Source organism: Polaribacter butkevichii, from assembly GCF_038024105.1.
Lineage (GTDB): Bacteria > Bacteroidota > Bacteroidia > Flavobacteriales > Flavobacteriaceae > Polaribacter > Polaribacter butkevichii.
The window spans coordinates 3,452,748-3,475,394 of the sequence record NZ_CP150661.1 but is presented as its reverse complement, the minus strand read 5'-3'; the positions used below and the strand labels follow the sequence as shown (position 1 = coordinate 3,475,394).

The following is a 22,647-nucleotide window of genomic DNA, read 5'->3' as shown; positions in this document are numbered from 1 at the left end:
AGATTACTTCATTTGTTCCTCATTCATTATGACAAATAACGATTATGAAAAAACAACAATTACAAGAAACCATCGATTTTTTAAAATCAAACGGAGTTACAAATCCAGAAATAGGAATTGTTTTAGGAACAGGATTAGGTAAATTAGTTGATGAAATTTCAATTGAAAAAGAAATTTCGTATTCTGATATTCCAAATTTCCCTGTTGCAACGGTAGAGTTTCATTCTGGTAAATTAATTTACGGAGAATTATCAGGAAAAAAAGTAGTGGTTATGGCAGGCCGTTTTCATTTATATGAAGGTTACAATGCTTGGGAAGTTACCTACGGAATTAGAACTATGCACGGTTTAGGTATTAAAAACTTATTAGTTTCTAATGCCGCAGGAGCAATTAATCTTACTTATAAAAAAGGAGATTTAATGCTGATAAACGATCATATTAATTTACAAGGAAGTTCTCCTTTAGCATTTAAAGGAGCCAATAGTTTTGGTAATATTTTTGCAGATATGTTAGAACCTTATTCTAAAGAAATAAACACTAAAATTAATGCTGTTGCCAAGGAACAAAATATTTTATTACACGAAGGTGTTTATGCTAGTGTTTTAGGCCCTCAATTAGAAACTAGAGCAGAATATAGAATGTTGCAAATTTTAGAAACCGATGCTGTAGGTATGAGTACTGTACCAGAAGTTATTGTTGCCAAACAATTGAACTTGCCTTGTGCTGCTATTTCTGTGTTAACGGATGAATGTGACCCAAAAAACTTACAACCTGTTGATATTACAGAAATAATTGCCATTGCTGGTAAAGCAGAACCTAAAATGATTGCATTATTTAAAGAGGTTATTAAGGTGTTGTAAGCTTAATTATAAAATTCAGACCCTTCAGGTTTTTAAAACCTGAAGGGGATTTCTCATCAACATAAAGTAAAATGAACAAATACCTAGACATTATAAAAAACTCTTATTCCGATTATTGGAATTACGTAAAACAGTCTGTTTTAATGGAATTGAACTGGGAGAATTATTTCTACGGATTAATCATTATTTCACTAGTTGTTTGGGCATTAGAAGCTATTTTTCCATGGCGAAAAAATCAATCATTATTTAGAAAAGACTTTTGGTTAGACACGTTTTACATGTTCTTCAATTTCTTTTTATTAAATTTAATTGTACTCATTGCTTTATCAAATTCGGCTGCACAATTGTTTAATGACCTTTTAGGAATTGTAGGTCTATCTGTTGCTAATTTTCAATTGTTAGATATTAATGAACTCCCCTTTTTTGCACGAATTTTTATCTTTTTTATTGTGGTTGATTTTGTACAATGGTGGACACATAGATTGCTTCATACTTTTGAATTTTTATGGAATTTTCACAAAGTACATCACTCTGTAAAAGAAATGGGCTTTGCCGCACACTTGCGTTATCATTGGATGGAACCTGTAGTTTACAGTTCTTTAAAATACATTCCTTTGGCAATTATTGGTGGTTTTTCTGCACAAGATGTTGCCTTTGTTCACTTTTTTAACATTTTTATAGGGCATTTAAATCACGCAAATATTAATTGGGATTATGGCTGGTTAAAATATATTTTAAATAACCCCAAAATGCACATTTGGCATCACGTAAAAGAATTGCCAGAAGACAGAAAAAATGGTGTAAACTTCGGAATTACATTAAGTATTTGGGATTATATTTTTAAAACAAATTACATTCCGTATTCTGGTAGAGACATCGAATTGGGTTTTGAGGGTGATGAAAAATTTCCGAAAAACTTTATTGAACAAGAAGCATATCCTTTAGGTAAAAAGTAACCCTTTTTGTATTTTTATCCCCTTTTAAAATCATAAATATGAAATATCTAAAAATACTATTTTTACTCCTTTCTGTACAAGTTTTTGCACAACAAGGTGGTATGTGGATTCCCTCTCTTTTAGAAGGAATGAATGAACAAGAAATGACTTCTTTGGGAAGTAAACTATCAGCAAAAGACATTTACGATGTTAACAATTCTAGTTTAAAAGATGCTATTGGGCATTTTAATGGAGGTTGTACTAGTGAAATTATTTCTCCTAAAGGATTAATATTAACAAATCATCATTGTGGTTTTGGTCAAATTCAAGCTCATTCTACCTTAGAAAACGATTATTTAAAAGATGGTTTTTGGGCTATGAACCTAAAAGAAGAACTACCAAACCCAGGTTTATATGTTGAGTTTATTGTGCGTATAGAAGATGTAACAGATAAGGTTCTTAAAGGTATCAATAATGCTTTAACTGAAAAAGAAAAACAATCTATCATTACAAAAAATGGGAATGCGCTACAAAAAACAACCACAAAAGAAGCTTGGCAGCAAACTAAAATAAAGTCTTTTTTTCAAGGAAATCAATTCTTTTTATTTGTGACAGAACGCTTCGAAGACATCCGTTTAGTTGGTGCGCCTCCAACAAATATTGGTAAATTTGGTAGCGACACAGACAATTGGGTTTTTCCTAGACATACAGGAGATTTTTCTATGTTCAGAATTTATGCTGATGCAAATAATCGTCCTGCAAAATACAATAAAGACAATGTGCCTTATACACCTAAACACTTTTTACCTATTTCTTTAGATGGTGTAGAAGAAGGAGATTTTACCTTAGTTTTTGGTTTTCCTGGAACTACTGACGAGTATTTACCAGCTGTTGCAATTAAACATATTACAGAAGAATACAACCCAACAAACATTGCTATTAGAGAAGCTGCACTAAAGGTTATTGATGCTAAAATGAAAACGAGTGATGCTATTCGTATTAAATATGCATCTAAACAAGCAAGAATTGCAAATGCTTGGAAAAAATGGATTGGAGAAAACTTAGGTATCAAAAAAAGTGATGCTGTAAAAAAAAGACAAGCCTTTGAAGCTTCATTTACAAAAGCTTTAGCAGAAAAAAACTTACTAGAGAAATATGGTACTATTCTTCCTGAATTTGATAGATTGTATAAAGATTTTGCTCCTATAAATATTAAAAGAAGAAATTTTATTGAAGTCTTTTTAGTTACAAATGAGTTAATGTCTATGACATTTAGAGCCTATCAATTTGAACAAGCCATTACTAAAAACCCAAAGTCTTTTGATAAAGCAAAAGCGTCTATTGTAAACACTTTAAAAGGGATTCATAAAAATTATGATGTTGGTGTAGATAAAGGTGTCTTTAAAAACGTAATGCCTTTTTTTAATAAAAATGCTGATGCAAGTATTTACGATAAAACAGCTTTTACACACCTAGATGCTGCTTTAAATTTATTTGATGGCAATGCAAAAAAAGTGCTTAAAAAGTTAAATAAAGATGCTGCATATCAATATGCAAAACCAATGATTGAAGCCTTTTACAATGCTATTAACAAAGAGTATCAACTAAAAAACGAACCCATTGTAGCTTTACAAAAAACCTATATGAAAGCTTTAATGGAAGCGTTGCCAAATGCGCGTTATTTTCCGGATGCAAATAGTACATTACGTGTAACTTATGGTCAAGTTAGAGGATATTCTCCAAGAGATGCTGTCTATTATAATCCTGTTAGTTATTTAGATGGAGTTATAGAAAAATACATTCCTGGTGATTATGAGTTTGATGTTCCAGTAAAATTACGTGAATTATACAAAACAAAAAATTACGGACAATATGCCGATAAAAACGGTAAAGTTCCTGTTTGCTTTTTAGGCACAAATCACACCACAGGTGGTAACTCAGGAAGCCCTGCAATAGATGCAGAAGGAAACTTAATTGGTTTAAATTTTGATAGAGTTTGGGAAGGAACCATGAGTGATATGAACTACGACCCTGAAATTTGTAGAAATATTATGGTAGATGTAAGATATGTATTATTTATTGTTGATAAATATGCTGGTGCAACTCACTTAATTGATGAAATGACCTTAGTACATCCTAAGAAAAGTAAATAAAATATTTTATTTAAAAATTCATTGTTTTAAATCCCGAAATAATCTGTTGATTGTTTCGGGATTTATATTTATGAGACACTAACAATAAGCGTTGTCTTACTTATTTCTACCTAATTCATTAGGATATAAACTTGGTAAATTATCACTTTGAAAATATGCTTTTGTATCAATATTAATTCCAGTAACTCTTCCTTTAAAAGCAGCACCTGTATCAACATTCCAAACATTAGCAATATTCATTGGATAAGGCTCATTATAATTGGTTGTTGGCGTATGCCCAATGTAAATTTCTTTATAGTGTTGTATTCTTTTAGGATAAAAGATAGAATCTTTCCCTATGTTTTTGTCCATTGCCAACAACATTTCCCACAAAGATCTATCTAAATAAAATAATGCTTCAAATTGCTCTCTTTCTACTCCGTGCATAGAAGTAAAACCTGCATGTAAAAACAATCTATTTTCTGTATCTATATGGTATAATGGTAAATTATCGAAAAAGAGAATATGTTGTTGTTTTTCATCTGCAGAGAAGCCCTCATAACTCTCTATAGTTTCTTTACCTCCGTGTAAAAACCAAGAAGGATTTACATCGTTGGAATCTTTTAACCAATTTTCACACCAAACATCATGATTTCCTTTGATAAAAACACAATTGAATTTTTCTGATAAATCGATTAAAAACTGAACAACCTGAGCAGATTCACTCCAACCATCCACATAGTCTCCCATGAAAATAATTTTATCTCCTTCTTTTAATTCTAGTTTGTTTAAAACCTGAATTAACGCTTTTAATCCACCATGAATATCACCAATTGCAAAAGTTCTCATCTTAATTTTATGTTTTTTGCAAAATTAAGTCTTTATCTTTAAGATGCAGGAAAGTTATATTAATTTTAGATTAAAAATATTGACCAATACCAAAAACCAAACCTCCTTTAGATTGTCCCGGATTGTTAGAAACCCGAAAACCATAATCTATTCTAAAAGTAGCGTTGTATATTTTTTTACTGATAAAACGCAAACCCAAACCAGAATAAACCCTTACATTTTCACTTTTTAAAAAATCATTTAATTGCCCTCCTGGATTTCTCCAAGAACCAAAATCGGTAAAAATATTGGTTTGAACTGCTAACCATTTTTTATCATAAACGGTGTGTCTATATTCTGTATTCCAAACAAAACTACCTGTTCCTCTATCAACCAAAATACCCACTCCACGTAGGTTTACATTGTTATCTAAAGCAAAAGGTGCAAAGGGTGTTTTTTGATTAGAAGACAATCCAAAACGAGCTCTATTTGCCCAATTCCCTTTTTCTCCAAGTTTTTTGTAATAGAAAAAATCATTCCAAGCAATCAAAAAATCTTTTTGAAAAGGGTTATTTGAAGTAACAAACTGCGTGTATAATATACTTTTAAACCCTTTTATATATTGATAATTATATTCTAAAGCATCATAAGTGTACACCAATTTAAACAATACTTTGTCTAAATCTAAATTTTGTGGAATTGTAGGATCTGTAACTCCAGATAAGTATTTATATTTTTCATTAAAGATATTTACACCAAAATTAACCTGATTATTTAGGTTTATTTGATACAAACCTAAAGCTTCAAAAGAAGTGTTGTGATATAGATAATTGGCAGTTTTTTCTCCAAAATACAAAGGCTCTTCACTTTTCCAGTTTTGATGATTTAATGCTAAACCCCATTTTCTAGAAAATAAATTTGGGGCCTTAAAATTAATGGCATAAGAATCGAAACCGTTGTTTTGATAAAATCCACCAAAGGTGATATTTCTTCCTAAAAAATTATAATCATACAATCCTAATTTATAAGAAAACTGCTGGTTTGTTGTGGTCCAAAAATGGAGTTCTGGTATCATTGCAAAATTTTCTTTGATATTAACAATTACCTTATAAAAATGATTCTGAGATAAAACAACTTTATAACTAGCATTGCTAACAGCAGGTAGTCTTTTTAAAAAAATAATGTCTTTTGCTATAGAAGAAGAATCTAAAACAATTCCTTTTTTGGTTTGTATAATTTTACGAATGTATGCTTCTTTTAACTTTTTTATCCCTTTAATTTCAACATCATTAATTGTATTCTCTTGTGAAAACAAAAAGGATGTTATGGATAAAAAAAGAAGAAAAACACAGTTTTTAAAGTTCACTATTCTACAATAAAAGATTCTTGAATAACCAAATTTACCCAATTATCTTCACTTATCCCCATTACAGTTACATTATATTCGTCATCAAAAATTAAATCGGCCGGAGTTTCTAGGTTTATTTTAGCAATTACATTAGTATCTATATAGTATTGAAATGTATTTTCTTCTGTAAATGTTCCAGACAAAAAGGTACTTCCACTATCTGTAATGACCTGTAAATAATTGGTGCTTTCTTTATACTTTCCGTCTACCCAAGTAAACTTTGGTTTTAAGGTTTCTGGAAAATCAATAGTAATATCTGTTAACCATTCTGTAGGTCTGTTTACAATTTTAATTTTTACAGGAGCAGATTTGTATAATTTATCACCAACAACAAAAGTAACAATACACCAACTTTCTTTTGTATCTGTTCTAGAGTACCTTCTAAGCTCACCACCATAAACAGCTCCGTCTGATAAGTTTTTTCTTCGATACTGAGAAAAATCGTTTTCATCTACATCTAAATCATCGGTTTCATAATATCGCATATCAGAAGCACCCACTAAATGATCATAATAAATATAAGTTAGACTTTCCGATTCACTAGCACTTGCAGCAAAGGCTGTTGCTTTTTCTAACGTTTTTTCTGAATTAAATTCTAAATATTCTTCTAAGTTTCTTGGAATAAATGTTTCTTCGATTACAGTATTTACCCAATTATCTGCACTAATTGCCATCATGGTAAAAAGGTACTCGGTATCTTCTACTAAATCATCTGGAGTTAATGGAGTGTTTATATTAACTTCTACATTTGAGGTATCAAAATATTGAAATGTTGCATCTAAAGTATACGTACCAGAAATAAATGAGTTGTCTTCTACTTTAGAAATTGCTTCAAAATAAATGGCATTATCGGTAACACCAAAATCAGACCAAGTGAATGTTGGTTTTAAAGTTTCTGGAAATTTAATTGTTACTTCGTCTGTCCAACTTGTTGGTTTTGTAGCATTCTTTAAACGAATTGGGTTCGATTTATACAATTCTCCATCTAACAAATACGTAACCAAACACCAGTTTTCATCATCTCCTGTTCTGGTAAATCGTTGTAATTTCCCATCAAAAACGTCTGTTAATGTTACGTTTTTTCTTCTATAATTAACAAAATCTAACTCATTATCTACATTTAAACTATCTGCTTCATAATATCTAATATCTGTTGCTCCTTCTTCTGGCGCTACATAAATATAAGTAGTACTTGCATCACCATCAGCACTGGCTGCATAGGCAAAAGTTTCTCCTAAATTATTTGATGAGGCCTCTATATATTCTTGTAAATTTCTAGGTACAGTTACGTCTGTATCTTGTGAACAAGAAAAAAGAAAAAGAGTAACAAAAATGGTAAGCAACAAATTTTTAATGGTCATGTATTCTTAAATTTTAATAGTCATAATTGGCAAGGTAGAATGATTTGCGATATCTTCTGTAATACTTCCTGCAAAAATATGAGATAATCCTTTTCTACCATGTGTAATTACAGAAATTAAATCTGCCCCAACAGCATTCGAAAAATTAAGAATTCCTTTTTCTATAGTTCTATCGCAAACATAGTTTACATTTATCATTCTATCTACATTTCCTTCTGCCTTCATTAAAAAATTATTGGCTAATAAAGCCATTTCCGAGGTTGTTTTAAATTCTTCATTAGGCAAGTTTACATATAAAATATGCTTACGTGCATTTAAAAAATCTAACGCTTTTAACAAGTCTTTAAAAGCAGGAATACTTTCTTCAGAAAAGTCTGTAGCCACTACTATATCTGCAAAATCAACGTTTAGCAATTCGTTTTTAACCACCAAAACCGGTGCTTTAGAATATCTTACAACCTTTTCTGTATTAGATCCCACAAAGAAATCTTTTAAACCTGTTGCTCCATGAGAACCTATAATTACCAAATCTGCTTTTACCTCTTCTGCAATAATATTTACCTCACTAAAAACTTTAAAACGCTTAATGATCGGAACTACTTTTACGTCTTCTAAATAATCTTTCTTTAAAAAATCTTTAAATTTCTTTTCTGCAAGCTTTAAAAAAAAGATAGCTTGTTCTTGTTGATAATTTTCACTTTCTGATAAATAAACATCTTGCAAGTCTAACATGTGCAAGGCGTACAAAGTAGCATCATGCTTTTTAGCTAATAACGAAGCTGTTTTTAGGGCATATTCAGAGTGAATTGAGAAGTCTACTGGTACAATTATATTTTTCATAATGGTGAATTTTTAGGTTATGAATACAAATTTAAAGGCTAAATATAGAAATACATAGGATATTCGTCATATTTTTAAAAATCTATTTTTGCTGATATAACTTTCTAAGTACTAATTCTGCTGGCTTATTTTGAGGTGTAAATCTATTGTCATTTACTCCACCAACTTTATCATGTCTATGAAACCATTTCCAAACAAAACCTCCAGCAAACCAATCTTCTTTCCAAAATTGGTTGTGTATTGCTTGTAAACCATTTACTTGTGCTTGTAAATTTACACTCCCTTCTACCCTATTGGCATCCCAAGGTTCTTTTCCTGTAAAGTCTACACTTCGGTACCCAAATTCTGTAAATAAAACGGGTTTATTATATTTTTTTTGAACACTTTTAACTTCTTCTTTATGTGGTTTCCACCCCATTTCTAAATCTTCTACCGTTGGTGATTTTTTTTCACTTAGCGGAAAATAAGCATCAATGCCTATAAAATCTATGGTATCCCAAAAAGTTATACGTTTGTATTCGTCCCAATTTGCAGCATAGGTTAATTTTCCTTTATATATTTTTCTGATTTCTTTAATAAGATTTAACCAATATTGAGGTCTGTTCATCACAAACTTTTCTAATTCTGTACCAATACAAAGGATGCTTGCATTAATTTGTTCGGCAGATTTTGCGTAGGCCAATATAAATTCTGAATATGATTTTTCTAAAACAACCCATTTTTCTTCAGAATCCATTTCTATATGCCCAGTAAATTGCCCATGACCAACCCAAATTTGAGGTTTTACCATGATTTTTACACCATGTTTCTGAAATTCGCTGGCATATTGTAATAAACCACTTCTGGTTTCACCAAACCATTGCCTACTTGTATTGTGCTGTACTTTTGGTGATGATAAATCTCTTATAAAGCCAAAAGGCATCAATGCAACATAATTGCCTTGTGCCTTTAAAACCGAATTGGTATGTGTGGTATCAATTTTATCTCTAGATGCCACAAAACTTAATCCGTTTATTTTTTTCTGTTGACTATTGCATGATAACTGTATGAATATCAGCAATAAAAAAAGGAGTTTAGATGTTTTCATAAAGCCCCTAAAATAGTTTTTTATTAAAACAAAGCTCTTAAACCAATGTTAAAACTTTGTCCTAATCCGGTATCATTTCCTCTAACAAATTTACTGTATAAAGCCTCTATATTTAAAGTGTTATTTAATTGATATTTTCCTCCAAAACCTAACGCGGTATAATCTTGTGTAAAATCTCCAAAACGTTGAGAATGTTGTACAAAACCTAAAACGGTAGACTTATTTGACGGAAAATAACTCATAAAAACACCCGGAGCAACTACAAAAGTATTATTAGCAAAACTATCTTCTGACCCAAAATTATACTCTGTTGCTAATTCTGTAAACAATTGCCATTTTCCGCTTGGTAAAGTATAATCATAGAAAAATCTATTTTGAAACATATAAGCCGTTTGATCTAAATAAACACCATTTCCATCAGATTCTTCTTTATTAATAGGGATATGAAAAGCACTTTGTATAGAGAAATTACCTACACTTTCAATTGGCTGCCATTTTATTGCAGGAGCAAAAGAAGAAAGTCCTTTTCTAGAGTTAACATCATTTCCTAAACTAAAAACAGATGTAGCACTTTTACCGTTTCTTGTATTAGATCTATACTCTAATAACAAACCAACATTTAAACGATTGTTGTCTGATACTCCTGTAAAAATATCTAAAGTACTTGTAAAAAAGTTAGAGCGTCCGCTTGCATCTAAAGAACTTTTACCACTAGAATTGGCAGATCTTGTTTGGGTATACAAACCATTAAAAAACTTAACATCCCACTGTCCTTTATTTAATAATTTAGAAGGTGTGTAGGTTTGAATATTACTTTTAGAAGTGTCTTCTTCTTGAGCAAAGGCACTTAAATTTAAAACTAAAACTGCTGCTAAAATAGCTTTTGAGATATTTTTTTTCATTACTTGGTTGATTCTATTTATTGATAAAAAATTTTTAGATAAGTCTAATCTATTGATAGATACTTACTAATCTCTTTTTTATTTATAATCATTCTAAATTCAATTAAATTCAAGATTAATAATTAAGTTCTTAACTTTAGCTTCGACAGAACCCCAACAATCAATCAACTATGGAACATATTGTAATAATCGGTAACGGAATATCTGGCGTTACAGCTGCAAGACATATCAGAAAAAATTCTGACAACAAAATAACCATTGTTTCTGCAGAAACTAAATACTTCTTTTCTAGAACTGCTCTTATGTATGTGTACATGGGGCACATGAAGTTTGAACATACGCAACCTTATGAAAATTGGTTTTGGGAGAAAAACAGAATCTCTTTAAAAGAAGGTTTGGTATCAAATGTAGATACCGATAAAAAACAACTAAATTTTTCAAATGGAGAAACACTTTCTTTTGATCGTTTAATTATTGCTACAGGTTCTAAACCAAATAAATTTGGATGGCCAGGGCAAGATTTAGAGGGCGTTATGGGCATGTACCATAAACAAGATTTAGAGAAGTTAGAAAAATATGCTCCAAATAATAAAGCTTGTAACAGAGCTGTAATTGTTGGTGGTGGATTAATAGGTATAGAATTAGCAGAAATGTTAAGAAGCAGAAAAATACCTGTTACTTTTTTAGTACGTGAAGATAGTTTTTGGAATGGGGTTTTACCAGCGCAAGAGTCTGCAATGATTAATGACCATATTAAGGAGCATCATATAGACTTACGATTAAGTACCAATTTAAAAGAAATTAAATCTGATGAAAATGGTCGCGTAAAATCGATAATTATTGAAGAAACAGGCGAAGAAATTCCGTGTAATGTTGTTGGTTTAACAGCTGGTGTTGCTCCAAATATAGATTTCTTAAAAGAATCTGGAATAGAACTAGGTCGTGGTGTAAAAGTAAATCGTTTTTTAGAAACCAACATCCCTAATATTTATGCTATTGGTGATTGTGCAGAGCAACATGAAGCTATTGGACAACGTAGAAATATTGAAGCTGTTTGGTACACGGGAAGAATGATGGGCGAAACTTTGGCACAAACAATTTGTGGTAACAAAACAGCATACAAACCAGGACACTGGTTTAATTCAGCTAAATTTTTAGATATAGAATACCAAACTTATGGTTGGGTTTTCAGTGAAAAAGGCATGAAAGAAAACGAAGCTTATTTTCAGTGGAAACACCCAAACGAGCATAAATGTATTACCATTTCTTTTGATAAAAACACAAAGCTATTCTTGGGGATAAATACCTTCGGAATTAGAATGCGCCACGAAATTTTTGATAAATGGTTAACAGAAAATAAATCTGTAGAACATGTTTTAGAGTTTTTGTCTGATGCTAATTTTGATCCAGAGTTTTTTAAATTACATGAAGCTGAAATTGTAGCAAAATTCAATCAAGAGAATAATACAAATATTCAATTAAAAAAGAAAAGCTGGAAAAGGATTTTTAGTCACTAATTAAGCTTTCACATTCATAAAAAACTTTCAATAAAAACATATAATACCCATCATTATTTTGAAACTTATAAAACAAACAGGATTAATTATCTTTCTATTAGGATTAACGTTCTTTATAGGAACCATTTTTACAGGCTCTTTTAATTTAACACAACCAGAATTAGATACTTTTATTAAAGAAAAAGGATATAAAAGTGAAATTATAAAAGACGAACTTTCTAAAGCAATTGTTACTAATGAGGCTTTAAATATTTTTCAATTTTCTAGTGCAGTTATAGGCGCCTATGAAGCCTCTAATAATCATTATGATGCATTAATTGCTAAATATGATTCAGAAAAAAACTGGGACGCAAAAGGAAAACAATTTCAGTATAAAATCTTTGGAAAACCACACAGTTTAAGTTTTACACTTGCTAAAAAAGCAGCAAAAGGATTTGCTGCAGACAATACTGGTTTGGCTTGGTTTTTAACCTTTGGTTTAGGTATAATTGGTGCACTAATGTTTATTGTACCAGATGTAATTTTACTTGGTAAACCAGGTATTAAAAATGATGGAATCTTTTTAAGTGCCGCAACAAACCGTGGGTGGATTGGTTGGTTTACTTTTATCTTTTTAGTTACTTTTTACATTCTGCTTTATTTTTATCCAGATTACATAGTAAATTGGGTGTATTTGGTAGAACCTATTAGTTTATCTCTTAGCGGAAACCCTGCAAGTCAATGGTTTTTATATGGATTTTTATATTGTACAGTTATGACTGTAATGGCAATTAGAATGTATATAAAATACCGTCATAATAAATATCAAATTTTAAGAACAACTTCTGTTTTATTTTTTCAAATAGTATTTGCTTTTTTAATTCCAGAAATTTTAGTTCGTTTCGAAAAACCTTGGTACGATTTTAAAAATGCTTTTCCGTTAGACTATGATTTTTTCTTTAGATGGAATCTAGATGAACTACTTGCTAGTGGTGCTTTTGGACTGTTTATTTTAGTTTGGGGAATTATTTTAACAATTGTTGTGGTACCTGTAATGGTTTATTTCTTCGGAAAAAGGTGGTACTGCTCTTGGGTTTGTGGTTGTGGTGGTTTAGCAGAAACTTTAGGTGATCCATACAGACAAAATTCTAGTAAAACGTTACTTTCTTGGAGAGCAGAACGTATTATCATTCACTCTGTTTTGGTTTTTGTATTAGTGATGACAGGTTTTGCTTTATACACTTTCTTTTCTGGCGCAGACCAAGTAATTGGTATTAAAACCCAAACCATACAAGATATTTATGGTTTCTTAATCGGTTCTATTTTTGCAGGTGTAATTGGTACAGGATTCTACCCAATTTTTGGTAACAGAGTTTGGTGTAGATTCGGTTGTCCGTTGGCTGCATATTTAGGTTTTGTACAACGATTTAAATCTAGATTTAGAATTACTACAAATGGAGGACAATGTATTTCTTGTGGAAACTGCTCTACCTATTGTGAACAAGGAATTGACGTTAGAGCTTACGCTCAGAAAGGAGAAAACATTGTACGTTCTAGTTGTGTAGGTTGTGGAGTTTGTTCTGCAGTTTGCCCAAGAGGGGTTTTAAAATTAGAAAACGGACCAGAAGACGGACGAATCAATCCAACAGAAATTTTATTAGGTAACGATGTTGATTTAATGGATTTAGTGAACAAGAAGTAATATTCTGTTTACAATTTCAGTTGGCAATTTAAAACTTAATACAAGTTAAAATATAAATGTCTTACTGAGCTTGTTAAAGCATAAAATAAAACCATGAAAAAACTCCTTCTTATTTCTTTCCTTTTTCTTTCTTTGATATCATTCAGTCAAAAAAAATATCATAAAGAATATTATAAAAACGGACTACTTAAAGAAGAAGGATGGATTTTAAATAAACAAAAAACAGCCTTTTGGAAATTCTATTATAAAAATGGAAACATTAAAAAAGAAGGTTATTTTAAAGATGGTTTAGAGACTAAATATTGGTATTTTTACAGCCCAAATTCAATTAAAGAGAAAGAAGGCCATTTTAAAAGCGGAATTAAAAATGATTGGTGGTTATTTTATGATAACAAAGGTATTATAAACCATAAATGTCAATTAAAAAATAATCTAAAAAATGGATATTGCTTAATCTACAAGAATAAAAAGTTAATAAAAGCTTCTAAATATAAAGAGGGCAAAAAAATAAAAGAATGGACAGACTTTTCATCGTTTAGAAGTGAAAACAGTCTCAATGATTTAAGATGACAAAACCAATTATAAAAGTTATTATTCCTGCTTATAATGAGCAAGACTCTATAGGCAATGTTATTAATGATATTCCTAAAATTGTAGATGAAGTTATTGTAATTAGCAACAACTCTACCGATAATACAGAAATTAATGCAAAAAATGCAGGTGCTACCGTTTTAAAAGAACATCGTAAAGGATATGGTTACGCTTGTTTAAAAGGAATGGATTACATCAGCAAACAAAAAACAAAACCAGAAATTATTGTTTTTTTAGATGGTGATTATTCTGATTATCCAGAACAATTAACGGAACTTGTTCATCCTCTTTTAAATAACAACACCGATTTTGTAATCGGTGCTCGTGTTAAGGAGTTAAGAGAAAATGGTTCTATGACTCCGCAACAAGTTTTTGGTAATTGGTTAGCTACCTTTTTAATGAAACTTTTTTTTGGAGCAAAATTTACAGATTTAGGTCCGTTTAGAGCTATCAAATACAATAAATTGTTAGCCTTAAATATGGAAGACAAAACGTATGGTTGGACTGTAGAAATGCAATTAAAAGCATTAAAACAAAAGTTGAGCTATATAGAAATTCCTGTAAAGTATAGAAATAGAATAGGCGTTTCTAAAGTATCTGGTACCGTAAAAGGCAGTATCTTTGCAGGTATAAAAATATTAGGTTGGATTTTTAAATACAGTTTTAAGTAGTGGTTATAGAATACATAGTTATATTAATTTACTCAATATCGTTAGTGCTTATTTTTATGTATGCATTAGCACAATTAAACTTACTTTTTAACTATTTAAAAGCAAGAAAAAAAGTTGATAATTCAGAGAAATTTGATTTCTCTAATACAAAAGAAATTCCTTTTGTAACGATACAATTACCCGTTTACAACGAATTGTATGTGATGGAACGTTTGTTAAAAAACATTGCTAAATTAGAATACCCGAGAGAAAAATTAGAAATTCAGGTGTTAGATGACTCTACGGATGAATCTGTAGAAATTACGGCAAACTTGGTTCAAAAAATTCAAGAGCAAGGAATCGATATTCAACATATTAGAAGAACCAACAGACAAGGCTTTAAAGCAGGCGCCTTAAAAGAAGGTTTAAAAATTGCAAAAGGCGAGTTTATAGCTATTTTTGATGCCGATTTTTTACCTCAAAAAGATTGGTTATACCAAACTGTACCGTATTTTAAAGATCCAGAAATTGGTGTGGTTCAGACTCGCTGGGGACATATCAACAGAAATTATTCTACACTTACAAAAATTCAAGCTTTTGCTTTAGACGCACACTTTACATTAGAACAAGTAGGTAGAAATAGTCAAGGTCATTTTATCAATTTTAATGGTACCGCAGGGGTTTGGAGAAAAGAGTGTATTTATGATGCTGGTAATTGGGAAGGTGATACACTTACAGAAGATTTAGACTTAAGCTATAGAGCCCAACTAAAAAATTGGAAATTTAAATACTTAGAAAAAGTAGTTACTCCTGCAGAGTTACCCGTAGTAATTAGTGCTGCTAGATCTCAACAATTTAGATGGAACAAAGGAGGTGCTGAGAATTTTCAGAAAATGATGAAACGTGTTATTACAAGCAAAAACGTTTCTTTTAAAACAAAAATTCATAGTTTACTGCATCTATTAAATAGTTCTATGTTTACATGTATATTTTTGGTAGCAGTTTTAAGCGTACCTATGTTATACATTAAAAATGAGTACGAACACCTAAAAATATACTTTTATGTAATGAGCTTTTTTGTAATTAGTTCATTAATATTTTTTGTGTGTTATTGGTACATGTTTAAAAATATTTATGGCGGTGGATTTGTACGATTTATAAAATATATTGGATCCTTTTTCACCTTCTTTTCTATAGCAATGGGCTTTTCTTTACACAATACAATTGCTGTTTTAGAAGGACATTTAGGGAAAAAAAGTGAATTTATTCGTACACCAAAATTTAACATTAATGGTTTAAAAGATGGATGGAAAAGCAATAAATACATTAAGAAAAAACCATCTATCCACGTAGTTTTAGAAGGTTTATTGGCTATTTATTTTGTATTTGGAATGTACAGTGCGTTTATTGTTGGTAACCAAGGTGGCGATTTTGGTCTATTTCCTTTCCATTTTATGCTTTTTATTGGTTTTAGTTATGTGTTTTTTAAATCAATATTTTCTAAAGCCTAATGTTATTTTTTAAAAAATATAAAGACGCTTTACTAATTTTATTTGGTACAATAGCTTATTTTATTTTTGCTTATTTTTTAGAGAGAACAGAATTTAACAAACTACTGTTTTTATGGTTTGCTCTTTTTGGTTGTGCTTATTTTTTGATAAAAAGTAAAACCATACAAACCTCTACTTTAATTGGTTTGGCTATTCTTTTTAGGTTGATTTTCCTTTTCGCAATTCCTAATTTATCTCAAGATTTTTATAGATTTATTTGGGATGGACGCATGATTCTAGAAGGCCTCAACCCCTATTTATCATTACCAGAAACTTTTATTCAACAAGGGCTTCATCCTATAGCAGATGCCAATAACTTGTATAACGGTATGGGAGAAATGAACGGAAGTCATTATACCAATTACCCACCAATAAATCAGCTTTGTTTTTTAATTGCAGCATTGTTTGCTAGCAAAAGTATTTTTGGATCTGTAATAGTTTTAAGAAGCATTATTATTTTAGCAGACATCGGTATTCTTTATTTTGGAAAAAAATTATTAGAGCGATTAAACTTACCTATAAAAAATATTTTTTGGTATGCTCTAAATCCTTTTATAATTATAGAAATGACAGGCAATCTACACTTTGAACCTGTAATGTTATTTTTCTTAATTTGGAGTCTTTACAAGTTACATCAACAAAAATGGGTTTGGGCAGCTATTTTATTAGCCTGTTCCGTTTCTGTAAAGTTAATTCCCTTATTGTTTTTGCCCTTATTTTTTCAGTGGTTTGTTCAACCAATTAGTAATAGCAATACCCATAAAGTTACATGGATCGGTTTAAAATTAGAGCCTAAAAAAATTATTAAATTAATTTCTTTTTATGCAATTACTTTAGCAACCATAATCATTTTATTTCTTCCTTTTTATTCATCAGAATTTATAGATAACTATGCCAATTCTGTGGGATTATGGTTTAGAAACTTTGAATTTAATGCGAGTTTTTATTATATTTTTAGAGAAATCGGTTACCTATTTAGAGGTTATAATGAAATTGCTATTATCGGAAAAATAGCACCAATTTTAACCATTTTATTTTTATTGAGTATTACGTTTTTTAGAAAAAATAAATCGATGGTTCAATTAATTACTGCATTATTATTTGGTTTGTGTTTTTATTATTTTACATCAACTACAATACATCCTTGGTATTTGGCAACTCCTTTAATTTTATCTGTCTTTACAAAATACCGTTTTCCTGTTATTTGGACACTTGTTATTATTTTTAGTTATCAAGCGTATGCAAACAATCCTTGGCAAGAAAACTTGTGGTTTGTTGCTTTAGAGTACTTTATACTTTATGGAGTTCTTATTTATGAGCTCAAAAAAAACTATCAATATTATAAAATTGTAAAATAATCAATTTTCGCTATTATATTCCGAGAATTTTGTATTTTAGACATTAATTTTTTTGACTTATATATGAAAAGACTTACCATAAAAGACATTGCTAAAGAATTTAATGTTTCTATTTCTACTGTTTCTAAAGCTCTTAATGACAGTTATGAAATCAGTGTAAGTACAAAAGAAAAAATTCAAAAATACGCTAAAGAAAAAAATTACAAACCTAATTTTAATGCACTTAGCTTAAAAAACAGACAAACAAAAACCATCGGAATTATCATACCGAACATGTTAAACTATTTCTTTGCCCAAGTTTTTAACGGTATCGAAAAAGTAGCAAACGATAGAGGTTATAAAATTATTTCGTGCATTTCTAATGAGTCTTTTAAAAAAGAAGTAGAAACTATTGAAATGCTTTCTAATGGAAGTATAGATGGTTTTATTTTATCGCTTGCAGAAGAAACAATTTCTAAAGGAGATTTTAAACATTTTCAAGAAGTTTTAGATAACGATACGCCAATTGTTATGTTTGATAGAGTTGCCGATAAATTAAAATGCGACAAAGTAGTTACCGACAATTTTGATAGTGCCAGAAGCACCGTTTCTTATTTAGTAAAATCTGGTCATGAAAACATTGCCTTTATATCTACCATGAATAATTTAGAAATTGGACGAAGAAGACAATTAGGATACTTAAAAGGTTTAGAAGATTTTAATATTAAAGTAGAAAAAAATCTAATCATAAACATAGATGACAACTATAAAAATTATGAAAAAATTTTAGAACCAATTTTTAAAAACAACACCATAGATAGCGTTATTGCTACAGATGAATCTTCTGCCATTGCAGCTATGAAAATAGCCATTAAAAAAGGACATAGAATACCTGAAAACTTTTCTGTAATTTCTTTTTCTAACGGAATTTTAGCAAGACACTCTAGCCCTAGAATGACAACTGTTAGTCAGCATGGAGAAATTATGGGAGCAACAGCTGCAGAAATGCTAATTAACCGATTAGAAGACAAATCTAAAGTTAAGAAAAAACACGAAACCATAGTAGTTAAAACTGATTTGGTGGAAAGAAATTCTACTAAAAAAATCTTATAATTTTTTAACCATTTAGATTACAATGAATTTATCTAATGTAAAATTAGTTGTTTCTGACATGGACGGAACGCTACTAAATTCTGAAGGAAAAGTAAGTAACTTATTCTTTGATTTATTTGAACAATTAAAAAAACAAGACATTATTTTTTGTGCGGCAAGCGGAAGGCAATACAATAGTATTGTACACAAACTAGCCCCTATAAAAGATGAAATTTTTGTAATTGCAGAAAACGGAGGCATCGCAAAAAAAGGAGACAAAGTATTAGTTTTAAACTCACTTGCTGCCGAGAAAATAAAAACTCTAATTCCTGTTTTAAGAACTATTAAGGATGCTCATATTGTTTTGTGCGGAAAAAATTGTGCCTTTATAGAGTCTAACAATAACGAATTTATAACTCTATTTCAAGAATACTATAGCAGTTATAAAATTGTAGACGATTTAATGGCCATTGCAGATTCTGAAGAATATTTAAAAATAGCTATTTATCATTTTACCTCTTCCGAAGACTTTATTTACCCAAAAGTAAAATCTTTTGAAAACGAAATGTTAGTTAAAATCTCTGGTAAAAACTGGTTAGATATTTCAGATAAAAAAGCAAATAAAGGTACTGCTTTAAGAGAAGTACAAAAGCTATTAAACATAACAAAAGAACAAACACTTGTTTTTGGAGATTATCATAATGATATTGAAATGCTAAAAGAAGCAACCTTTAGCTTTGCTATGAAAAATGCACATAAAGACATTATAGAAATAGCCAATTATACTACAGAAAGTAACGATAATTTTGGTGTAGAAAAAATAATCTCTCTTTTAATAAAAAGTAAGGTTAAATAACCGCTGTTAACCTATATCTTTTTTATAAAAACAGATGCAACCTTTTTTAACAAATCTCTAAAACGCATTGTCAATTACATAAATTCTATTATAATTTTTTATAGCAGTATTACTTATAACTTTTAAAATATATTTTAAACAGCCTAAATGATTTGTACATTTATACTTTAATTATTTCTGAATAACAAGACATGAAAATCATTATATCTCCAGCAAAATCTTTAGATTTTGAAAGTAAAGTACCTACAAGTTTACATACACAACCTCGATTTTTAGACCAGTCGGAAAAACTAAATAAAAAACTAAAAACACTTTCTAAGAAGAATTTATCTGATTTAATGAAAATTTCTGATGATTTGTCTGCCTTAAATTATGATAGAAATCAAACGTGGCAAACACCGTTTACTACCGAAAACGCAAAACAAGCAATTTACGCATTTACAGGTGCTGTTTTTAAGGGTATTGATGTAAATTCTATCGCTGAGGAAAAATTACCATTATTGCAAAATAACTTAAGAATTTTATCTGGCCTTTATGGTATTTTAAAACCTTTAGATTTAATTCAGCCTTATCGATTAGAAATGGGAACCAAATTAAAAGTTGGTAAAACAGAAAATCTATACAAATTCTGGGACAACACGGTTGCAAATGCGTTAAACGAAGAATTAGAAGATGGCGAATTACTAGTTAATTTAGCTAGTACAGAATACTTTAAAGTGATTCCTAAAAAGGTTTTAAAAGTACCAATGATTACTCCTATTTTTAAAGATTTTAAAAACGGAGAATATAAAATTGTAATGACCTATGCTAAAATAGCTCGTGGCCTAATGGTACGTTATATTATAGACAATAACGTAAAAACGATTGAAGACTTAAAAGGCTTTAATGTTGATAAATATCGTTTTTCTGAAGAATTATCTTCTGGAAATGATTTGGTTTTTACACGTTAAAAAAGTTGGCAGTTAGCAGTAGCAGTTATCAGTTTCTCACTGTTGATTGCTATTGCCTGATCTTTACCCCTTAAAAAAGTTAACCATTTCTAATAGCAGTTGGCTGTCTTCAGTTACAAACTAACTGCCACTGCCCACTGAATACTGAATACTGAATACTGAATACTAACAATCTACAATTCTAACCGTAACGGCTAAACCACCTTCAGAAGTTTCTTTATAATTTTTATTCATGTCTTTTGCGGTTTCCCACATGGTATCAATTACGCTATCTAAATGCACCAAAGCTTCTTTTGGATTTGTTTCTAACGCCATTTCTGCGGCATGAATCGCTTTTATAGCTCCCATAGAATTACGCTCAATACAAGGTACTTGTACCAAACCACCAATAGGATCGCAAGTTAAACCTAAGTGATGTTCCATGGCTATTTCTGCTGCAGATAAAGCTTGGGCTGCTGTACCACCTAACAACTCAGTTAAAGCAGCTGCTGCCATTGCAGAAGACACTCCTATTTCTGCCTGACATCCTCCCATTGCTGCAGATATTGTGGCATTTTTCTTAAAAATACTACCAATTTCACCAGCCGTTAATAAGAATTTTTTAACCTGATTAAAATCCGCATCGTGATTTTCTATCACCATATAATACATTAAAACAGCCGGTATTACACCTGCACTTCCGTTTGTAGGCGCAGTCACTACTCTACCCAAAGCTGCATTTACTTCGTTAACAGACAAGGCAAAACAACTTACCCATTTTAAAATTTCTCTAAATTTTACTTCTGTACTTCTAATAGCAGTAATCCACTCTTTCGGGTTTGTATAACTAGTATCTTTTATTAATTTTTGATGTGTATCAAAAGCACGTCTTTTTACATTTAAACCTCCAGGAAGAATCCCTTTGGTATGACAGCCTGTATACATGCATTCTAACATAGTATCCCAAATTCTATGAATTTCTTTATCAATAAATTCAGCAGAATTAAGTTCTAACTCATTTAAATACACAATGTCCGAAATTAATAAATTTTCTTTTTCACAATATTCCTCTAATTGAATAGCTCTATTAATAGGAAAAGGAAAATTCTTTTTATTGATTTCTATTTCTTCTACTAAATGATCATTTTCTTGTACAATAAAACCACCTCCAATAGAAAAATACGTTTGAGTAGAAATTTCGTCTCCTTTAAAATAACCACGAAAAGTAATTCCGTTTGCATGAAAAGGCAAAAACTCTCTATTAAAAACTATAGATGTTTTATAAAACGGCACATTTTTTTCGCCATTAAAAGAGATAAGTTCATTATTTTTAATGTCATTAATAATATCTCCAATAGTTTCAATAGGCACATATTCTGGATCTGCCCCAGTTAAACCTAACTGAATAGCCAAATCGGTTGCGTGTCCTTTTCCTGTTAAAGAAAGAGAACCATATAAATCTACCTGAATACCATCAACTAAATGAAATTTTTTATTTTCTTTTAATTGACAAATCCATTGTTCGGCTGCTCGCCAAGGACCTAGTGTATGAGAACTTGAAGGTCCAACACCTATTTTAAGCATATCAAAAACACTAATAAATTGCGACATCCGTAAGGTTTAAAGTAAGAATCGCTGTAAATGTAAAAAATCCAACTCAATGAGCTGGATTTTTTATGAAAAATATAATAGAAATCTTATTTATATATAGATTCTTTACCAAATTCAACCGCAAGCATATAATATACTACAGCTCTATATTTATTTCTTTCAGATTTACCTATTGCAGTAACCACTTTATCTATTGCTTCATCTAATTTTGGTCCGTCTGCTAAACCTAATTTTTTAATTAAAAAATTATTTTTAACTGTTGCCAATTCTTTAGCATCTGAACCAGATACTGTTTCTGCATCTTTTTTATAAATAGACGGTCCCAATCCTTTTGTTACCGCTTTTAATAAGTCTGAATCGTATTTTAAACCTTTCTCGTCCATAAACTTAGAATACTGTGCTACTTTCTCGTCAAATTTACTCATGATTTTTTTTTTAAATATATTAGATTTATTTCATTTAGAATAGAACTATCCAAAT

General features: G+C 30.3%; 20 protein-coding genes. 12 read left to right on the top strand and 8 right to left on the bottom strand.

Annotated features, from left to right (window positions below):
• Positions 1-44 precede the first annotated feature (44 nt).
• The 3 genes from WG951_RS14630 to WG951_RS14620 all read left to right on the top strand — a co-directional run bounded on the left by WG951_RS14630 (position 45) and on the right by WG951_RS14620 (position 3,948).
• Positions 45-860, top strand: a complete 816-nt coding sequence (locus WG951_RS14630; RefSeq protein ID WP_105047688.1) for a purine-nucleoside phosphorylase — start codon at positions 45-47, stop codon at positions 858-860.
• Between the two features lie 71 nt (positions 861-931).
• Positions 932-1,816 (top strand): sterol desaturase family protein, encoded by an 885-nt coding sequence (locus tag WG951_RS14625; protein WP_105047687.1) that lies wholly within the window; start codon positions 932-934, stop codon positions 1,814-1,816.
• Between the two features lie 38 nt (positions 1,817-1,854).
• Positions 1,855-3,948, top strand: coding sequence for a S46 family peptidase (locus WG951_RS14620; protein WP_105047686.1), 2,094 nt, complete (start codon positions 1,855-1,857; stop codon positions 3,946-3,948).
• 96 nt (positions 3,949-4,044) lie between these two features.
• Here WG951_RS14620 and WG951_RS14615 read toward each other — a convergent pair whose 3' ends face one another.
• The 6 genes from WG951_RS14615 to WG951_RS14590 form a co-directional block, all read right to left on the bottom strand.
• A complete protein-coding gene (locus WG951_RS14615) occupies positions 4,045-4,776 on the bottom strand; it encodes a metallophosphoesterase family protein (RefSeq protein WP_105047685.1) in 732 nt (243 codons plus the stop codon).
• 70 nt (positions 4,777-4,846) lie between these two features.
• The gene (locus WG951_RS14610; protein ID WP_245893457.1) at positions 4,847-6,070 is read right to left on the bottom strand and encodes a POTRA domain-containing protein; all 1,224 of its coding nucleotides are present in this window, start codon (positions 6,068-6,070) and stop codon (positions 4,847-4,849) included.
• 50 nt (positions 6,071-6,120) lie between these two features.
• A complete protein-coding gene (locus tag WG951_RS14605) occupies positions 6,121-7,524 on the bottom strand; it encodes a hypothetical protein (protein WP_105047684.1) in 1,404 nt (467 codons plus the stop codon).
• 6 nt (positions 7,525-7,530) lie between these two features.
• Positions 7,531-8,364, bottom strand: a complete 834-nt coding sequence (locus WG951_RS14600) for a universal stress protein (RefSeq protein WP_105047683.1) — start codon at positions 8,362-8,364, stop codon at positions 7,531-7,533.
• A gap of 82 nt (positions 8,365-8,446) precedes the next feature.
• On the bottom strand, positions 8,447-9,451 hold the full coding sequence (locus WG951_RS14595; protein ID WP_105047682.1) for a glycoside hydrolase family 113: 1,005 nt from the start codon (positions 9,449-9,451) through the stop codon (positions 8,447-8,449).
• A gap of 23 nt (positions 9,452-9,474) precedes the next feature.
• Positions 9,475-10,353 carry a hypothetical protein gene (locus WG951_RS14590; RefSeq protein ID WP_170062850.1) on the bottom strand — a complete coding sequence of 293 codons (879 nt, stop codon included), beginning with the start codon at positions 10,351-10,353 and terminating at the stop codon, positions 9,475-9,477.
• A gap of 170 nt (positions 10,354-10,523) precedes the next feature.
• Between WG951_RS14590 and WG951_RS14585 the strand changes: the two genes are divergently transcribed.
• The 9 genes from WG951_RS14585 to yaaA all read left to right on the top strand — a co-directional run bounded on the left by WG951_RS14585 (position 10,524) and on the right by yaaA (position 20,577).
• Positions 10,524-11,870 carry an NAD(P)/FAD-dependent oxidoreductase gene (locus WG951_RS14585; protein WP_105047680.1) on the top strand — a complete coding sequence of 449 codons (1,347 nt, stop codon included), beginning with the start codon at positions 10,524-10,526 and terminating at the stop codon, positions 11,868-11,870.
• A 58-nt stretch (positions 11,871-11,928) separates the two neighbouring features.
• Complete coding sequence (locus tag WG951_RS14580) at positions 11,929-13,551, top strand: 4Fe-4S binding protein (protein ID WP_105047679.1); 1,623 nt, start codon at positions 11,929-11,931, stop codon at positions 13,549-13,551.
• 93 nt (positions 13,552-13,644) lie between these two features.
• Positions 13,645-14,121: a toxin-antitoxin system YwqK family antitoxin gene (locus tag WG951_RS14575; RefSeq protein ID WP_105047678.1), complete on the top strand. Its 477-nt coding sequence runs from the start codon at positions 13,645-13,647 to the stop codon at positions 14,119-14,121.
• Positions 14,118-14,813 (top strand): glycosyltransferase family 2 protein, encoded by a 696-nt coding sequence (locus tag WG951_RS14570; RefSeq protein ID WP_105047677.1) that lies wholly within the window; start codon positions 14,118-14,120, stop codon positions 14,811-14,813. The genes WG951_RS14575 and WG951_RS14570 overlap by 4 nt, the downstream gene beginning before the upstream one ends.
• Positions 14,814-14,869: 56 nt before the next feature.
• Complete coding sequence (locus tag WG951_RS14565) at positions 14,870-16,303, top strand: cellulose synthase family protein (RefSeq protein ID WP_394365376.1); 1,434 nt, start codon at positions 14,870-14,872, stop codon at positions 16,301-16,303.
• Positions 16,303-17,700, top strand: coding sequence for a mannosyltransferase (locus WG951_RS14560; RefSeq protein WP_105047675.1), 1,398 nt, complete (start codon positions 16,303-16,305; stop codon positions 17,698-17,700). The genes WG951_RS14565 and WG951_RS14560 overlap by 1 nt, the downstream gene beginning before the upstream one ends.
• Before the next feature lie 63 nt (positions 17,701-17,763).
• Positions 17,764-18,792: a LacI family DNA-binding transcriptional regulator gene (locus tag WG951_RS14555; RefSeq protein WP_105047674.1), complete on the top strand. Its 1,029-nt coding sequence runs from the start codon at positions 17,764-17,766 to the stop codon at positions 18,790-18,792.
• Between the two features lie 22 nt (positions 18,793-18,814).
• The gene (locus tag WG951_RS14550) at positions 18,815-19,627 is read left to right on the top strand and encodes an HAD family hydrolase (protein WP_146105238.1); all 813 of its coding nucleotides are present in this window, start codon (positions 18,815-18,817) and stop codon (positions 19,625-19,627) included.
• Between the two features lie 191 nt (positions 19,628-19,818).
• Positions 19,819-20,577 (top strand): peroxide stress protein YaaA, encoded by a 759-nt coding sequence (gene yaaA, locus WG951_RS14545; RefSeq protein WP_105047673.1) that lies wholly within the window; start codon positions 19,819-19,821, stop codon positions 20,575-20,577.
• Between the two features lie 165 nt (positions 20,578-20,742).
• On the opposite strand, the gene WG951_RS14540 is transcribed toward yaaA, so the two are convergent.
• Positions 20,743-22,167, bottom strand: a complete 1,425-nt coding sequence (locus tag WG951_RS14540; RefSeq protein WP_105047672.1) for an L-serine ammonia-lyase — start codon at positions 22,165-22,167, stop codon at positions 20,743-20,745.
• Positions 22,168-22,253: 86 nt separating this feature from the next.
• Positions 22,254-22,592 carry a DUF2853 family protein gene (locus WG951_RS14535; RefSeq protein ID WP_105047671.1) on the bottom strand — a complete coding sequence of 113 codons (339 nt, stop codon included), beginning with the start codon at positions 22,590-22,592 and terminating at the stop codon, positions 22,254-22,256.
• Positions 22,593-22,647 lie beyond the last annotated feature (55 nt).

What these genes read in the sequence shown, in the direction of transcription:
- WG951_RS14630 (WP_105047688.1), top strand. Translation starts at nt 45, where the DNA reads ATGAAAAAACAACAATTACAAGAAACCATCGATTTTTTAAAATCAAAC.
- WG951_RS14625 (WP_105047687.1), top strand. Translation starts at nt 932, where the DNA reads ATGAACAAATACCTAGACATTATAAAAAACTCTTATTCCGATTATTGG.
- WG951_RS14620 (WP_105047686.1), top strand. Translation starts at nt 1,855, where the DNA reads ATGAAATATCTAAAAATACTATTTTTACTCCTTTCTGTACAAGTTTTT.
- WG951_RS14615 (WP_105047685.1), bottom strand. Translation starts at nt 4,776, where the DNA reads ATGAGAACTTTTGCAATTGGTGATATTCATGGTGGATTAAAAGCGTTA.
- WG951_RS14605 (WP_105047684.1), bottom strand. Translation starts at nt 7,524, where the DNA reads ATGACCATTAAAAATTTGTTGCTTACCATTTTTGTTACTCTTTTTCTT.
- WG951_RS14600 (WP_105047683.1), bottom strand. Translation starts at nt 8,364, where the DNA reads ATGAAAAATATAATTGTACCAGTAGACTTCTCAATTCACTCTGAATAT.
- WG951_RS14595 (WP_105047682.1), bottom strand. Translation starts at nt 9,451, where the DNA reads ATGAAAACATCTAAACTCCTTTTTTTATTGCTGATATTCATACAGTTA.
- WG951_RS14590 (WP_170062850.1), bottom strand. Translation starts at nt 10,353, where the DNA reads ATGAAAAAAAATATCTCAAAAGCTATTTTAGCAGCAGTTTTAGTTTTA.
- WG951_RS14585 (WP_105047680.1), top strand. Translation starts at nt 10,524, where the DNA reads ATGGAACATATTGTAATAATCGGTAACGGAATATCTGGCGTTACAGCT.
- WG951_RS14575 (WP_105047678.1), top strand. Translation starts at nt 13,645, where the DNA reads ATGAAAAAACTCCTTCTTATTTCTTTCCTTTTTCTTTCTTTGATATCA.
- WG951_RS14570 (WP_105047677.1), top strand. Translation starts at nt 14,118, where the DNA reads ATGACAAAACCAATTATAAAAGTTATTATTCCTGCTTATAATGAGCAA.
- WG951_RS14565 (WP_394365376.1), top strand. Translation starts at nt 14,870, where the DNA reads ATGTATGCATTAGCACAATTAAACTTACTTTTTAACTATTTAAAAGCA.
- WG951_RS14560 (WP_105047675.1), top strand. Translation starts at nt 16,303, where the DNA reads ATGTTATTTTTTAAAAAATATAAAGACGCTTTACTAATTTTATTTGGT.
- WG951_RS14555 (WP_105047674.1), top strand. Translation starts at nt 17,764, where the DNA reads ATGAAAAGACTTACCATAAAAGACATTGCTAAAGAATTTAATGTTTCT.
- WG951_RS14550 (WP_146105238.1), top strand. Translation starts at nt 18,815, where the DNA reads ATGAATTTATCTAATGTAAAATTAGTTGTTTCTGACATGGACGGAACG.
- yaaA (WP_105047673.1), top strand. Translation starts at nt 19,819, where the DNA reads ATGAAAATCATTATATCTCCAGCAAAATCTTTAGATTTTGAAAGTAAA.
- WG951_RS14540 (WP_105047672.1), bottom strand. Translation starts at nt 22,167, where the DNA reads ATGTCGCAATTTATTAGTGTTTTTGATATGCTTAAAATAGGTGTTGGA.
- WG951_RS14535 (WP_105047671.1), bottom strand. Translation starts at nt 22,592, where the DNA reads ATGAGTAAATTTGACGAGAAAGTAGCACAGTATTCTAAGTTTATGGAC.